Annotated in this window: 16 protein-coding genes; 9 read left to right on the top strand and 7 right to left on the bottom strand. The window is 62.1% G+C overall.

Annotation, left to right across the window (positions count from 1 at the left end):
• Nucleotides 1-102 precede the first annotated feature (102 nt).
• The 6 genes from cra (at nt 103) to IEG05_RS05740 (ending at nt 4,004) form a co-directional block, all read left to right on the top strand.
• Nucleotides 103-1,092, top strand: coding sequence for a catabolite repressor/activator (cra, locus tag IEG05_RS05765; protein ID WP_191121745.1), 990 nt, complete (start codon nt 103-105; stop codon nt 1,090-1,092).
• A gap of 68 nt (nt 1,093-1,160) precedes the next feature.
• Nucleotides 1,161-1,466 carry a nucleotide pyrophosphohydrolase gene (locus IEG05_RS05760; protein WP_003302193.1) on the top strand — a complete coding sequence of 102 codons (306 nt, stop codon included), beginning with the start codon at nt 1,161-1,163 and terminating at the stop codon, nt 1,464-1,466.
• Nucleotides 1,463-2,212, top strand: a complete 750-nt coding sequence (locus tag IEG05_RS05755) for a methyltransferase domain-containing protein (RefSeq protein ID WP_023445948.1) — start codon at nt 1,463-1,465, stop codon at nt 2,210-2,212. Before IEG05_RS05760 ends, IEG05_RS05755 begins: the two co-directional genes overlap by 4 nt.
• 18 nt (nt 2,213-2,230) lie before the next feature.
• Nucleotides 2,231-2,839 carry a DUF4136 domain-containing protein gene (locus IEG05_RS05750; protein ID WP_042927682.1) on the top strand — a complete coding sequence of 203 codons (609 nt, stop codon included), beginning with the start codon at nt 2,231-2,233 and terminating at the stop codon, nt 2,837-2,839.
• 72 nt (nt 2,840-2,911) lie between these two features.
• Nucleotides 2,912-3,469 carry a DUF4136 domain-containing protein gene (locus IEG05_RS05745; RefSeq protein WP_102832038.1) on the top strand — a complete coding sequence of 186 codons (558 nt, stop codon included), beginning with the start codon at nt 2,912-2,914 and terminating at the stop codon, nt 3,467-3,469.
• Nucleotides 3,470-3,554: 85 nt separating this feature from the next.
• The gene (locus tag IEG05_RS05740) at nt 3,555-4,004 is read left to right on the top strand and encodes a DMT family transporter (RefSeq protein ID WP_191121744.1); all 450 of its coding nucleotides are present in this window, start codon (nt 3,555-3,557) and stop codon (nt 4,002-4,004) included.
• A gap of 17 nt (nt 4,005-4,021) precedes the next feature.
• Here IEG05_RS05740 and IEG05_RS05735 read toward each other — a convergent pair whose 3' ends face one another.
• The gene (locus tag IEG05_RS05735; protein WP_191121743.1) at nt 4,022-4,954 is read right to left on the bottom strand and encodes an SdiA-regulated domain-containing protein; all 933 of its coding nucleotides are present in this window, start codon (nt 4,952-4,954) and stop codon (nt 4,022-4,024) included.
• Between the two features lie 230 nt (nt 4,955-5,184).
• Between IEG05_RS05735 and IEG05_RS05730 the strand changes: the two genes are divergently transcribed.
• The 3 genes from IEG05_RS05730 to IEG05_RS05720 all read left to right on the top strand — a co-directional run bounded on the left by IEG05_RS05730 (nt 5,185) and on the right by IEG05_RS05720 (nt 7,389).
• Nucleotides 5,185-5,478, top strand: coding sequence for a hypothetical protein (locus IEG05_RS05730; protein WP_003302182.1), 294 nt, complete (start codon nt 5,185-5,187; stop codon nt 5,476-5,478).
• A gap of 76 nt (nt 5,479-5,554) precedes the next feature.
• Nucleotides 5,555-6,928, top strand: coding sequence for an MATE family efflux transporter (locus IEG05_RS05725; protein WP_191121742.1), 1,374 nt, complete (start codon nt 5,555-5,557; stop codon nt 6,926-6,928).
• A 2-nt stretch (nt 6,929-6,930) separates the two neighbouring features.
• Entirely contained in the window at nt 6,931-7,389 is a 459-nt protein-coding gene (locus IEG05_RS05720; RefSeq protein WP_041014872.1) for a DUF2214 family protein, read from the top strand.
• A 15-nt stretch (nt 7,390-7,404) separates the two neighbouring features.
• Here IEG05_RS05720 and speA read toward each other — a convergent pair whose 3' ends face one another.
• From speA to IEG05_RS05690, 6 genes are all read right to left on the bottom strand, one after another.
• Nucleotides 7,405-9,318, bottom strand: a complete 1,914-nt coding sequence (gene speA, locus IEG05_RS05715) for an arginine decarboxylase (RefSeq protein WP_014821432.1) — start codon at nt 9,316-9,318, stop codon at nt 7,405-7,407.
• Nucleotides 9,319-9,440: 122 nt separating this feature from the next.
• Entirely contained in the window at nt 9,441-9,812 is a 372-nt protein-coding gene (locus tag IEG05_RS05710; RefSeq protein ID WP_090519308.1) for a translation initiation factor Sui1, read from the bottom strand.
• Nucleotides 9,813-9,960: 148 nt separating this feature from the next.
• Nucleotides 9,961-11,064, bottom strand: a complete 1,104-nt coding sequence (thiO, locus tag IEG05_RS05705; RefSeq protein ID WP_191121741.1) for a glycine oxidase ThiO — start codon at nt 11,062-11,064, stop codon at nt 9,961-9,963.
• A 59-nt stretch (nt 11,065-11,123) separates the two neighbouring features.
• Entirely contained in the window at nt 11,124-11,540 is a 417-nt protein-coding gene (locus IEG05_RS05700) for a type IV pilin protein (protein WP_042927699.1), read from the bottom strand.
• Entirely contained in the window at nt 11,537-14,773 is a 3,237-nt protein-coding gene (locus IEG05_RS05695; RefSeq protein WP_224742698.1) for a pilus assembly protein, read from the bottom strand. The genes IEG05_RS05700 and IEG05_RS05695 overlap by 4 nt, the downstream gene beginning before the upstream one ends.
• 8 nt (nt 14,774-14,781) lie before the next feature.
• A complete protein-coding gene (locus IEG05_RS05690) occupies nt 14,782-15,270 on the bottom strand; it encodes a pilus assembly PilX family protein (RefSeq protein WP_042927701.1) in 489 nt (162 codons plus the stop codon).
• Between the last annotated feature and the right edge of the window lies 1 nt (nt 15,271).

Raw genomic sequence — 15,271 nt, 5'->3', positions numbered from 1 at the left:
GACCGAAACACTGCTGAAACGTTTCACCTAAGGCTGGCACATTACGCAATATTGGGTAATTCTAGAAGCCCGAGTTCATACCACCCGTCTCAGGACCCTCTGTTGAAACTGACCGACATCGCCCGCCTCGCCAACGTTTCGGTAACCACCGCCAGCTATGTGCTCAATGGCAAGGCCGCGCAGCGCCGTATCAGCGCGGCCACGGTCGAGCGGGTGATGGCCGTGGCCGAACAGCAGGGCTTTCAGCTCGACCAGCAGGCGGCTGGCCTGCGCCGCGGGCAGTCGCGCACCCTCGGCTTCATCGTTCCGGATCTGGAAAACCCCAGCTACGCGCGTCTGGCCAAACTGCTCGAGCAGCGTGCGCGACAGCGCGGCTACCAGTTGCTGATCGCCGGGACGGACGACGAGCCGGACACCGAGCGCCAGGTCATCCAGCTGCTGCGCTCGCGCCGCTGCGATGCGCTGATCGTCGCCAGCTGCCTACCGGCCGACGACCAGAGCTATCGCAAGGTGCAGGCGGCTGGCACGCCGGTGATCGCCCTCGACCGCGCGCTGGACGCCGAGCACTTCTGCTCGGTGGTCAGCGATGATTGCGAAGCGGCCGCCCTGCTCACCCGCTCGCTGGCAGTTCCGGCCGCCGCCCATATCGCCCTGATCAGCGCACGCCCGGCATTGCCCATCAGCCAGCAGCGCGAGGAAGGTTTTCGCCAGGCACTGTCGCAGCACAGCGGTCAGGTCAGCATCCTGCAGGCCGAACAGTTCAGCCGGGCGTGCGGCCGTGAACAGATGCTCGCCCTGCTCGACCGCGGCCCGCTGCCCGATGCGCTGATCACCACCGCCTACGTCTTGCTCGAAGGCGTCTTCGATGCGCTGCGCGAGCGGAGCCTGCTGTGGCCAAAGCAGCTGCGGCTGGCGACCTTTGGTGACGCGCAGTTGCTGGATTTCCTGCCGATCCGGGTCAATGCGATTTCCCAGCAGCACGAGCAGATCGCCGAGCAAACCCTGGAACAGGCAATCCGCGCCATCGAGCAGGGCGATTACCGTCCCGGCGTGATCGCCATCGAGCGTGAGCTGAAAGTGCGGCGTCTCTGATCCGCCCCTTGCGGGCGCTGCCGCGCTGGCGGAAGCTTGTCGTCTTTCGAACACGCCCACCCTCCCAGATGAACATCGAACAGATCACCCAACGCCTGCACGCCATCCGCGATCAGAACGACTGGCAGCGCTTTCACAGCCCCAAGAATCTCGCCATGGCCGCCAGCGTGGAAATGGCCGAGCTGGTGGAAATCTTCCAGTGGCAGACCGAGGACGAGTCGCGCCAGCTCTCAGCCGACAAACTTGAGCATGCCGGTCAGGAAGTCGGCGACATCCTCATGTACCTGCTCTTGATGTGCAGCGAGCTGGGCATCGATATGGAACAGGCGCTGCTGGCCAAGCTGGCCGACAACGAGCGGCGGTTCGCCCGATGAGCGACCGGCATTTCGACGAGCTGGCGACGCGCTTCGCCGAGAAGATCTACGGCGGCGCCAAAGGCGCGATCCGCCTTGCCGTGCTGCAGGCCGACCTGACGGAAGCCCTGCCGCAACGGCCACTGCGGGTGCTGGATATCGGCGCCGGCCTCGGCCATATGAGTCTGTGGCTGGCCCAGCAGGGCCATGATGTGACCTTGGCAGAACCGGCAGAGCCGATGCTGGAAGGCGCGCGCAAACAGTTTGCCGCAGCCGGCCAGCAGGCAACCTTCATTCAGGCGCCCTGGCAGACAGTCGAAAGCCAGGTCGAGGGCCGTTTCGATCTGGTGATCTGCCACGCGGTGCTGGAATGGCTGGCCGAGCCCCAGGCGATCCTGCCGGTGCTGCATCGCCTGACATCGGCCGATGGCTGGCTATCGCTGGCCTTCTACAACCGCGACGCGTTGATCTACCGCAACCTGCTCAAGGGCCATTTCAAGAAGCTGCGCAGCCAGACCTATGCCGGCGAGCGCCAGAGCCTGACGCCTCAGCAGCCGCTGGACCCACGCGAGCTGGCGGCGCAACTCGCACCGCACTGGCAGGTCGAAACAACCAGTGGCGTGCGCGTATTCCATGACTACATGCCCGCCGATTTCCAGGCCCGCACCGAGCCTGCCGAACTGATCGAGATGGAACTGGCCTACCGCCGCCATCCACAATTTGCCGGTCTCGGGCGCTACCTGCACTGGATGTGTCGGCCGCTCTGAGCCGACCGGGAGGTACCGATGTCGATCCGCGCCATGCTGCCGGTGCTCTGCCTGGGCCTTGCAGCCTGCCAGAGCCAGAACCCCTATACCGACGAATCTGCGCCGATTCCTCCGGCGCCACCGATCGAGCAGATCCAGTCACCGATCTATCCGGCGGCGCCAAGGGACTTTTCCAGCTACCAGAACTGGAGCTGGCAAGCACCACCGGCCGGCACCGCGTCGATCACCGGCGAGGAGCTGCAGGAAATGGTCGCCGGCGCGCTCGATCAACTCGGCTTGCGCCCTGCGCAGGCCGAGCGCAAGGGCGAGCTGTTGATCAGCGCCCGCGCCAGCAAGGAGACCCGCATTCGGCAGACTTACGATGATTACGGCCCGCATGTCGGCGTAGGCCGCTACGGTGGCGGCTACGGATACGGCTCAGGTTATGGCGTGGGGACGAGCGTACCCATCGTGCGCAACTACGAGGAAGAGGTGCTCTCGGTGCGTATCGAGATGTTCGACGCGGCTTCCGGCCAATCGATCTGGAGCAATCGCGCCGAAGCACGTAGCGGCGGCAGCCGCGCCAAGCAGCAGGATGCGCTGCGCGAGGCGGTGCAGCGGGCGCTGGCGGACTACCCGCCGCGCTGAGCGTGACGGCGATGCAGACTCAGCACCGCGCCGAGGCCTAGACTGAACAGATTCCACCCCCGGAGAACGATCATGTTGCGCCGCCTGTTGCTGATACCTCTGCTCTTCGCGCTAGCCGCCTGCCAGGGCCCGCAGGTGCAGCGCGATTTCGATCCGACGCGGGATTTCTCGGCCTATCGGGCCTGGGGCTGGCAGGAACCGGCGCTGCAGTACCGACCTGACGATCCACGAATCAAAAGCGACCTCACCGAACAACGCATCCGCGCGGCGATCGCCGAACAGCTCGATCAGCAGGGACTGCGTCCCGCCACGGCCGGCAAAGCGGCGGACCTCAAGGTGCAGGCCTGGTACATCGTCGACCAGCGTACCCAGCAGTACACGACCACCTCCGGCGCCTGGGGCAATCCCTGGTACGGCTACTGGGGTGGGCCGATGTTCACCGACACCCGCACCATCGACTACCAGGTCGGCACGCTGCAGATCGACCTGTATGACGCCGCTGACGGCAAACTGGTCTGGCGCGGCAGCGCCGAGCAGACCCTGAGCAACCGCCAAGGCACCCCCGAGCAACGCGCCGGCAGCATGCGCGAGCTGGTGACACGGGTGCTGTCGCAATACCCGCCGCGCTGAGCCAAGCGCAGCGAACCGCTGTCCCGCTATGGCGAGTCGTATCCCGGCTCGCCATACTGTCGCGCCCTGATTCCGGAGATCCGAAATGCCTGCCGTTGCCTGGTGGTTACTCACCCTTCCGTTCATTGCCGGCGCGATGCTGCCCCTGCAGGCCGGAATCAACGGCCAGGTCGCGCGTCACCTCGGCAACGTGATGGGCGCGGCACTGCTTTCGTTTACCGTGGGAACACTGGCGCTGTTCGTCATCGTGGCAGTCCAGCGCGATATCCCGGCGTTGCAGACCCTCAAAGGCCTGCACTGGTGGCAATGGTGTGGTGGGCTGCTGGGGGCCTTTTTCATCGCCACGGCCGCCTTCGCCGCACCGCGCACGGGAGCGCTGCTGTTCATGGCGCTATTGCTGGCCGGCCAGCTGTTCGTCGCCTTGCTGCTGGATCACTTCGGCTGGGCCGGCTTTCGCCAGTCCAGCATCAGCTTAGGCAAGGTCTCCGGTCTGCTGCTGATCTTCGCCGGCGTCTGGCTGATCCAGCGCGGCTAGCAGGTGCGCGGCGGGCGTCACTCGTGCTCGAAGGCGTAGAACAGGTTGGGCTCGCTGACCAGGTAGAGATTGCCCTGTGCATCGAAGGTCATCCCTTCAGCCTGCGGCACGCTGCGCTCGAGTCCGGCAAACCCGCTCCAGAGCGAGCGGAAGCTGACCAGCTCGCCCTCGGCATCGAGTTCCAGCACCATCTTCGCCTCGTCGCTGAGCAGCACCAGATGGCCGGTACGCTCGTCGAAGTGCACCGAGGACAGGTCACTGGCCATGTCCAGCTTCTCGATCCAGGCCTCACGGTCGATGATTTTGATGTCCATGTCACCTGCCAGACTGCGCTTGATGCCCTGGATCTCGTAGAGCTTGCGCGGTGAATGCTCCTTGACCACGAACAGCCGATCACCGGCGCGGTCGTACCCGACGCCCTCGAAACCGGTATTGTCCTCGTCGTTCAGGGCCAGAGTGATGGAGCGGGCGTCGGTACGCTGCAGCGGCCCGGCAATCCTGGGAACCTGCACGATCACCAGCGCCTGCTTGCGCTCTTCGGTCACTACAAGCAGGTCATCACCCAGATAGGTCACGCCCTCGACGTCCTGGAACCCGCGCAGCGGGTAGCGCGCGAGGAAGCCGCCGTCCTTGTCCAGCGCCAGCAGCTCTTCGGGGTTATTGACGACGCCCCAGAGATGATCGCGGCGTTCGTCGTAGGTCAGCCCGGAAAGATTGTCTTCCACCGTGGCCACCGGCAGCGCGTCGATCTTCACCCGGTATTCGGGTAGCCAGAGGCTGTGCCTTTCCCAGCTGCTTTCATGCCAGGTGGTTTTCAGCGTATAGAACAGCCGCTCATCCAGATGAGTGGCGGTGACAACGTAGAGCAGGCCGAAAAAGACGCAGCCATAGGCCCATGCCGGGCGCAGTGTCGTGATTCGTTCCAGGCGCGCTCTGGCAATGGCCAGCATCGTTGGTCTTCTCGCTCAGGGAATGGTAGGCAGGCTGCCTGGCGCTTGTTGCAGTTGCATGAAGGTCGGGAACGCATGATGCGTAAAGGACTCACAGCGACATTCCGACCGCCTCCTGCGCTGGTGGTTCCAGCGCAGCGGCGACCGTTCGGAACTCTCGGGCGCACTCGAGAGCCCAATGCCCAGAGCCGTGCTTGGGCACCGCAATCGAACGTTCAGGAGAGTGATACATGCGGGTAGAAGGATTCTTCGAATGGCTGGGACAGGCGCTGGGCGCGGTCATACGTTTCATCGTCGAGGCGCTGGGCGACTTCTTCGGCCTGTTTGCCAGGGCCGGGCACAATTTCCTCGAGGGGTTATCGCGTACGCTGGGCATGGACCGCTCGCTGATCAGCCTGGTAGCACTGGCGATCGGCCTGCTGTTGCTGGTTGCGGCGGTCCGCGCGTTCTTTCGCGGCTCGATCATCGGCGGGCTGATCTGGCTGTTCCTCGGGCTGTGGCTGCTGAGCTGGTTGATTCACTGACGCGCAGCCTAAAGCTCGGACTTTCCCTCTTTCATTGCATGCCACGTATAGTGCCGGGCCGTCCCGGAGGCCCGTAATGTCCAGCATGCTTGCCGCCTGGCGCCACGCCCCAACCCACAGCAAGGTGTGGGCGCTGGCGGCGCCGATGATCCTGTCGAACCTATCCGTTCCGCTGGTCGCACTGGTGGACAGCAGCGTGATCGGCCATCTGCCGCACGCGCATCAGCTGGGCGCAGTGGCGGTCGGCGGTAGCCTGTATACGCTGCTGGTGTGGGTGATGGGCTTTCTGCGCATGGGCACGACGGGCTTCGCCGCCCAGGCCGCTGGTCGCAACGACGGCGGCGCCCTGCGCCAGATCCTCCTGCAGGGGCTGCTGCTGGCCCTGGGTTTCGCGCTGTTGCTCGGGGTGCTCGGCGTGCCGCTGAAAGGCGCGGCCCTGCAGCTCATGCAGCCCTCGGCCGAACTGAACGAACTCACCCGTGATTATTTCCACACGCGGCTGTTCGGCCTGCCCGCGGCGCTGGCCAGCTATGCGCTGATCGGCTGGTTCCTCGGCACGCAGAACGCTCGCGCGCCACTGGCCATCCTGCTGACCACCAATCTGATCAACGTGGCGCTGGACCTGTGGTTCGTGCTCGGCCTCGACTGGGGCGTAGCCGGCGCCGCACGCGCCTCGGTGATCGCCGAATGGAGCGGCGCGCTGCTCGGCCTGGCGCTCACCCGCAAGGCGCTGGCCCGCTATCCCGGTCGAGTCGATACCCGCGCGCTGCGCCGCTGGTTGAGCTGGCGGCCGCTGATGGCGGTCAACCGCGACATCTTCCTGCGCTCGCTGGCGCTGCAACTGGTGTTCTTCCTGGTGACTGTCCAGGGCACCCGCCTGGGTGATGCGACGGTCGCCGCCAACGCCCTGCTGCTCAATGGCCTGCTGCTGACCGCGCACGCCCTCGACGGACTGGCGCATGCCGTGGAAGCCTTGAGCGGGCATGCCATCGGTGCCCGCGACCGCAACGCGCTGCAGCGGGTGATGGTGGTCGCCGGGGGCTGGTCACTGCTGGCCAGCGTCGCCTTCGGCCTGTTCTTCCTGCTTGGCGGCCAGCTGTTCATCCAGTTGCAGACCGACATTCCCGAGGTACGCCAGACCGCGCTGACCTACCTGCCCTATCTGGCGGCATTGCCGCTGATCGCGGTCTGGAGCTATCTGCTTGACGGGCTGTTCATCGGCGCTACCCGCGCGCGGGAGATGCGCAACAGCATGCTCCTGGCGGTAGGCCTGACGCTGCCACTGGGCTGGCTGCTGCAAGGGCTTGGCAATCACGGCTTGTGGCTGGCGTTTCTGAGCTTCATGCTGATGCGCGGCGTCTGCCTGGGCGTGCTCGCTCAGCGCCTGCAGCGCCGCGGAGCCTGGTTTAACATGGGCGCGCCGAGCACCACACACTCCGAAGGACACTGAACATGGCCTACGCCATCGCCGCCTACCTGCATTTTCTGGCGATATTCCTGCTCTTTGCCCTGCTGCTGCTGGAGCACCAGCTGTTCCGTCAGCCGCTGACGCTGGAGCGAGCGCGCAGCCTGTTCCGTATCGACATCGCCTTCGGTATCACCGCGGCGGCGGTACTGGCCAGCGGAGCGGCCCGGGCCATCCTCTATGGCAAAGGCCTGGACTACTACCTGAAGAACAGCCTGTTCCACGCCAAGATCGGCCTGTTCGTGGTGGTCGCGGTGCTCTCCATCTATCCGACCCTGACGTTCCTGCGCTGGCGCCCGGCCTTGTCCGCAGGCCAGGCACCGATCATCTCGGACAGCAGCGCCAGGTGGGTCAAGCTGACCATCCGCCTGGAGCTGCTGCTACTCCTGCTGATCCCCTTGCTGGCGTCGCTGATGGCACGGGGCTTTGGCGTAATGCCCGGCTGACGCCGGGCTCGCGGCTCAAGGCGTCAGATAGGACGAGCGCGTCAGCCCCAGACGTAACGCGTCGATGTACTGGGTGCGCTCCTTGGCACTCAGCTTGGCGCTGGCGACCTTGTCGCGGTAATAGGTCATCAGCTCCTCGGGCGACAGGTGCACGTAGCGCAGCATGTCCTCGATGGTGTCGTGGGTCTCGATGCCGGCGTGGTAGTAGCTGCCGTCCTCACGCTGATAGACGTTCACCGAGTCGGTATCGCCGAACAGGTTGTGCATGTCGCCGAGAATCTCCTGATAGGCACCGACCAGGAACACGCCGAGGAAGTACTCCTCGCCAGGCGCGACCTCGTGCACCGGCATGCTGCTTTCGATGCTCTGCTCGTCGACGTAGTGCTTGATCTTGCCATCCGAGTCGCAGGTCAGGTCCTGCAGCACAGCGCGCCTCACCGGCTCCTCGCTCAGCCGCTGCAGCGGCACGATCGGCAGGATCTGGTCGATCGCCCAGGTATCCGGAAGGCTCTGGAATACCGAGAAGTTGCAGATGTACTTGTCCGCCAGCTTGTCGTTGAGCTCGTCGAGCACCGCCCGATGCGAGCGCTGACGGGCCTTGAGCTGGTTGTACAGGCGTCGGCAGATGGCGAAGTAGCTCTGCTCGGCCAGTGCCTTCTGCGCCAGCGTCAGCTTGCCGGAGGCGTACTGCGCGCTGGACTCGCTCATGTAGTGGGTAGCGCGCCAGTAGGTCTCGGTGACCATTTCCGGGTCGGTCGGTCCGAGCAGGTCAGCCAGCGACTGCACGATCTCCGGCAGTTCGTCGTAGTTGTCGATCACCGGCAGCTCATCGTTGTGCCGCTCGACGTCGGTGACCTGCATGACCAACACCGCATGATGCGCCGTCATGGCACGCCCGCTTTCGGAGAAGATGTTCGGGTGCGGCAGCCCCTGTGCCTCGCAGAACTCCTTGAGCATGCCGACCACGGTACCGGCGTATTCGTCGATGTCGTAGTTGATCGAGCTGGCATTGCGCGAGTGGGTGCCGTCGTAGTCGACCCCCAGTCCGCCGCCCACATCGATGTAATCCACCGGCAGGTTCAACGCCCGTAGCTCGGCGTAGTAACGAATCGCCTCACGGAAGCCCTGACGATAGTCGGCCAGATTGGCGATCTGCGAACCCATGTGGAAGTGCAGCAAGCGAATGCCCTGGTCCATTTCTGCGGCGCGGAAGCGTTCGATCACCGAGAGCAGCTGCGCCGCGGACAGGCCGAACTTGGAGCGCTCGCCACCGGTATCGGCCCACTTCGACGATGCCAGCGACGACAGGCGCACACGCAGGCCGACCTGCGGGGTCAGCTTGAGCTCGTTGGCCTCCTCGATCACCAACCCGACCTCGGACTCCTTCTCGATGACGATGAATACCTTGTGGCCGAGCTTCTGGCCCATCAGTGCCAGGCGGATGAACTCGCGGTCCTTGTAGCCATTGCAGACGATGGTGCCGCCCTTCGGCGCCAGCGCCAGCACAGCCATCAGCTCCGGCTTGGAACCTGCCTCCAGGCCGATGGAAACGTTCTGCGTGGCGATGATGTTCTCCACCACCGCTTCCTGCTGGTTGACCTTGATCGGGTACAACGCGGTGTACTTGCCGGCGTACTCCATGCGCTCGATGTTGGCATCGAAGGCACCGGTCAGGCGCCGTACGCGGTCCTGCAGGATGCCGGGGAAACGCACCAGCAACGGCAGCGACAGCCCCGCCTCGCGTAATTGCTCGATCAGGCCGTTGAACTCGATCGGCTCGCCGCTCGGCCCTTGCGGGCGCACTTCGACATTGCCCTGGTCGTTGATTGCGAAATACCCAGCGCCCCAGTGGCGGATACCGTAGATGCTGCGGCTGTCGGCAGCGGTCCACTGGCTACCGTCGTCTTTACGTGTGCGTCGTACAGGCATCAAGGCCTCCCGGAAGAAATTGAGTGTTTCGCAGCGAGCAGAACCGCGCGGCGAAGGCTATGCGGCTTCGACAGCCGATATGCGGAAAATGGTGAAAATCGGTGGAGGTGTCACATCGGTGCTCAGCCACCGGACTTCTTGGCCTTGAAGCCACGTTTGCTCAGCTCGTCGATCAGCAGCTGAACGTGATCGCCCTGAATCTCGATGACGCCATCCTTCAGCGCACCACCCGTGCCGCAGCGACGTTTCAGCGCGCTGGCAAGTTCCTTGAGGTCGGTCTCGGGCAAGGGAACGCCACTGATGGTCGTCACCGTCTTGCCGCCTCGGCCCTTGCTCTCGCGGCGCACCCGCGCAATACCGTCGCCGTCAGGCAGAACGCTTTGTTTGCAGATGCAACTACCCAGCGGTTGGCTGCACTCAGGACAATGCCGACCGGCATCGGTGGAATAGACCAGCCCGCTCAGGCCGGCCAGGGAAGTGGTTTTCTTCGCCACACAAACCTCACTCGCCAATCTGGCTCTGCCTGGCAGAGCCGAAGTGCCGGCTAATTTACCAGCAATGCGAGTTGGTAGCAGAACAGAGTCCGGGCGACGGATATGAAACCCGGACTGCTCGTGAAACCGTAGTACCGCGAAGGGCCGATCAGCTCTCCTGATCGGCGATACGCCCGGCCGGTGCATAGGGCGATGGGTCCACGATCGGCGCCTGCCCAAGCATCAGATCGACCAGCAGCTGACAGGACGCCGGTGCCAGCACCAACCCGTTGCGGAAGTGCCCGCAGTTCAGCCACAGTCCGTCGAAACCGCTCACCGGTCCTACATAAGGCACGCCGTCCGGCGAACCGGGTCGCAGACCTGCCCAGTGCTTGACCACTTGCGCATCGGCCAGCGCGGGCAACAGCTCGATCGCTGTTGCCCTCAGGCTTTCCAGCGCGTCTTCGGTCGGCGTCTTGTCGAAGCCGACATCTTCCAGCGTGCTGCCAACCAGGATATGGCCGTCGCGCCGCGGAATCGCATAGCGCCGCTTGGCCAGCACCATGCTCGGCAGGAAGTCCTCGGCGCACTTGAATAGAATCATCTGCCCCTTCATCGGCTTGACCGGAATCTCCAGCCCCAGCGTCGCCAGCAACTGTGCGCTCCAGGCGCCCGCAGCCACTACAACCTGATCCGCTCGCATCTCGCCCTGCGCCGTCTGCACGCCCACGATACGCGAACCGTCGCGGAGGAAACCCTCGACCGGGCACTGCTCGATCACAGTCACATTCGGCAGCTGCCGCAGCGCTTCGCGCAAGGCGCGCAACAGACGGGGATTGCGAATGTTGGCGACACCCTCCATATAGACGGCGCGCTCGTAACCCTCACCCAGCGAAGGCACTGCCTGGCGCAAGGTTTCCATCGACACCGACGTCAGCGGCCGGCCATAACGCTCAGCCCAATTCAGCGCCTCCGCCTCGTCATGCAAATCCAGCCAGTAAAGGCCGGTGACATGCACCTCGGGGTCCACCCCCGTCTCTTCCAGAAGCCGCTCGCCAAGCTGCGGATAGAAATCCTGCGACCAATGCGCCAGCGCCGTGACCGCCGGGCTGTAGCGCCACGGATAAAGCGGCGAAACGATCCCGCCGCCGGCCCAGGAGGCTTCGCGGCCGGCTGTGCCCGCCTCTAACATCACGACATCGCAGCCTGCCTGGGCCAGGCGATAAGCCGACAGCATTCCAATCACACCCGCGCCGACAATTACGCTCTGCATTCTTCCCCCAATGAAAACGGGCCACAAAAAGTGGCCCGTTATATAACAACATTAAATCTTCACCAACAATCGGCGATCCCCTTGCCATTATTGCTGTTAAGTGCGCGTTCGCCCGCATGAGTGATCTCAAAGTTGCCGCATGCATCGGACGCCATCGACCCAGTACGGGTGGCGCGCAACCTGAAGGTCGTGGCCGTCGCAGCCACTGCCCCTATTTGATAGTTGACCGTCCCACTGGAAGGCACATCCACTTGGAATACCGCAGCCACCTCACCATCCGCTGCAAGATAGGTATTGTTCGCCGAGTAGAAACGCTCAAGTGCTTGAGCACCACTCAACAAGGCGGCCTTGGCCTCCGCGCGCTTGCTCTTGCGGACGGACTCCGTATAGCTGGGATAGGCGATGGCGGCCAGTATGCCGACGATCGCCACTACCACCATCAACTCGATCAAGGTGAATCCCTGTTGGCGCTTCATTTGATTTGTCTCCACGACATACGGCCGGGGCTGCCGCCGCTACCTGATAGATCGAACTGATCGACTTCTCCACCAAGACCAGAGTTGTAACCGTAATCGGATCCATCTCCGAACAGATTACCCGGCGCATCCATCGTACCGTCCGGCAGCTTGAATCCACTGGGCGCGCATTGCGCAGTGCCGCAGCTGACGATGTCAGCCGAGTCAAAGTAGCGGTCATTGTTCACGTCGAACAAGCTATCTGCCAATCGCCCGCCGCTGAGCCCATCAACGCCCAGCAGCCAACTTTCCCCCCCGGACAGGCACGGATCGCTACGCGGGATGAAGGTGGTAAACAATACCCGCTCCTTCGACAGCGATGGGGTTGCCACAATACGCTCGCCGTCCAGAGCCGCATTGCCGACACGCAGGTTTATATACCAGCCATGATGGGTAGCCCAATCAATTGGTTTCTGCGTCAACACACGGTACTGCTGGCCGTTGGACGTCGTCTCATTGACGAACTCCTGTTCGAGCAACCTCAGCTTCGACACTACGTTGTTGCCAGAAAGGTCACGGTCCCAGATGCCGTAGATCGTCTGTAGCTCGGTGTTCAACTTGTCGCCGGAAACCAGATATTGGCCAGTCCCGAATATCACCAGACGCCCGCCTTCAGGATGCTGCCGAACACGAACCTTAGCCGTGATTGGCTGCCGAGTGTCCGAGTCGCGCGCCTTGAATAGCAGACTACTCGACCATTGATTAGTGTTGCTGGAGCTCAGATTAAACTTCCAAAGATTCCCCAGCACATCACCGGCATAGACATGAGTGACGCGCCGATTGGCATCGTAGAATGCCGTGGCGGTAGAAAGCCCATTGGGCGCAGTACTGCCATCGGGGTCGGTCACTACGAGCTTCTTGATCACCTCACCGGTGATCGAATCGACCACATAGAGCGCCGCTCGACCGGCGTTGCTATCGTAGCCGTTGCCGAAGATGGTGACGTAGCGATCACTCTGGCCGATCAGCATACGGGCCACTGTGGGCTCGCCGAACTGATAGCCGAGGTCGTTCCACGGATCGGTCGATAGATTCGTATCCGGCGCGGTGCGCTCCCATCTGATATCGGACTCATCGAACGACCGATCCGTCATGTCCAGAGCGAAGATACCCCGACCGCCATAGCCTAGCGCGCCGACCAGATAGGTTTTCCAGCCGTTGTCATATAGATCGCCCAGACCAAAGGAGCCATCGACGTAGAATTGATGGCTGTAATCCGACTCCGTCAGCGCCATCAGTCCGGGGGTGGCTCCGGGGCTGATGGCGCGCTTGCGAAAGACACTCGCGGGGACATAAGCGAAGGACTCAACACCCGTTGCCGCATCGAAACCGTGCAGCATGCCGTCGTTGGCACCCACAACAAGCAGGGAGGTTTCATCGGCCTTACCATCGACATAAGCTAAGTAACTGTCCGCAGGCTCGGTGTCGTCAGTAGCATCGTTCGGCACGTTGTAGCCGTTGTTCTGCTTCCCAACATAGACAGGATCCGAATTAACGATATCGCCAAGCAGCGAGCTCCGGCTGCGAAGGCGCTGGCCAGCATAGGGCGCCTCAAGCGCGACGCCATCGCTGCCCCCCCTTAACCAGCTCAGCCGCTTAAGCGCATTTGCGTTATCGGTCTCGCCTGTCTTGGTCAGGCTGGCCTGCTGAGCAGCATTGAGATTACTCCAAGTCAGCGCCTGCCCGCGACTACCGGTAAAGTTGGCATCATCGTTGTATGTAAAGATGCGCCGGTCGGCCGGCTCTGGGAAGGTTCCGCTATCTGACGTCCGCCAGGCGACACTTCCAACCGTTCCATCCATGTTTACCCGATAGGCAAGCACTTCACCGGTCCACTCGGTGCTATTGTAACGAGCCTGGTAGATGAGTGCCCCTTCCTGGATGCGCTTGGTGTTGGCCGATACTGCGGAAGCGGAGCTGATCTGCTGGCGGATAGATTGCAGGGCGCTGTTAAGAGCATTGGTCAATTGATTCGAATCATTCGCCGTGTAGTAGGCACCATGCCCATATTCGGCAGCATCTTCGAGCATCTGGTTATCGACGGCGAAGCCAACCGTGTAGGTGTGCAGGTTCTGCTTCAAGTGAGCACTGTCGTTGAAGCTCTTGCCGGCCAGATCGGTGCCGCTCTTGATCAGGTCAATGTCGTAGGCGAACTTGGCGATATCGTCCAAATAAAAGGTGCTACCCTCACCCGTACCCGATAACGTTCCATCGGAATAAGGCATGTCACTAGGCTCATTTTTGCCATCCCAGTCAGGAATGTTATTTGCTCCGGCCACCTCTGGGTTGTCTCGATCCGGATCATTATCGGGAAACGACGCATCGTGAGTCGGCAAGCCATCAGTAAGAATCACGCCAAAATTTTTCTGGCACCGGTACTGTATGGGACTGGTGTAATCGCCTGAGCCAGTTCCTTGATAACGGCTCATTCCTCGGAAGTAGCGCGACACTTCGTAGTAGCTTTCAGCAAGGGGCGTATTAGCAGTTGGCTGCAGCTGATCGATACCAGCGATCAAATTGGCGTAGTTCTGGTCCGCCTGTGCCTGAGTAATGCCCTGTGAAGGGGAAAGCGCCACAACCTGATTCAGAATGCTTCCGCCCGGACCCGCGTTAGAGTGGGTCGCTGCGTTGAATGCCGACAACCCCATCCGCATACCTCGGTTTGCCGAGACAATCGCCTTAGCCGCATCGCGCGCAACCGCCATTCGGTATTCGTTTGGCAATATTGTGCGCAGATCGTTTCCGCTGTCACCGCCTGAGGTATAGGTATTATATATATATGCTAGATACTTTGACGTATAGCGCGTATTGCCATTACCTGCGGGATCTGGCAACGCATAACAACGACGACCATTTCCATCGGTAGAAGCGTAAAGCGCTTTATAACCTGAGGCGCAAGTCCATTTACTAAGCGTGGAAAGTGAGATATTTCCATCAAACACCCCTCCCCCCCAATAACTATTTCCACCGCTTGAGTAGATATAATAGGGTGGCGGCAAGTCACTCGAATCCACACCGAGCGGCGGAATGGCGTTGTACATGCTGCCCGAATTATCCACCAATAACATGACATTGGGCGGAACGCTTCCAGAAATGGAAAGTGGCTCGTTTGGAAAAGGCCCGATTGCGTATACCGGAGAGGCCAGGTAAAGGGAAAAAGCCGCCCCAAAAGCCGAAGCTCTATATTTGTCCATATGCATCCTTAACGACTCACTGTCGACTGCAGTACCACCACGGCATCACCCGAACCACCTCCGGCACGCGCCGTAACGCGGTAGGAATTGACGACAGGAACTTCACCTTCATCGCTCGGCGCGAAGGTCTGGGTCGTGAGCCATTCGATGGTGTATCTGGGAACAGCCTGCACCCCGGCATAACTGTCGGAAACCTGCTGGGAACGTTCAGCCCACGGGTAGTTGTCCTCGACAGGCCGAACACCCGTGTAATCGGGACTTATCAACCCGCTGGTGCCGGCCGCGGAGAACAGCACCCCTGTCTGGCGCAGATGATCCTCACCTACGCGCAGGGCCGCTTCGGCAGCCTGGAACGCGAGGTTCTTGTCGCGCTCGTTGCCCGCCATCCGCTCCTGGAGCGTGGAGTCCTGGATAGAGGCAATTCCGATCATCGTCAGTATCAGCAGGAATACCAGGCTGATGATCAACGCCGAGCCGTTCTGCATGTGTTTTTGCATA

The sequence above is a fragment of the Stutzerimonas kunmingensis genome, assembly GCF_014764705.1.
Lineage (GTDB): Bacteria > Pseudomonadota > Gammaproteobacteria > Pseudomonadales > Pseudomonadaceae > Stutzerimonas.
The sequence above is the reverse complement of the archived record's forward strand: the minus strand, read 5'-3'. Positions and strand labels throughout refer to the sequence as shown.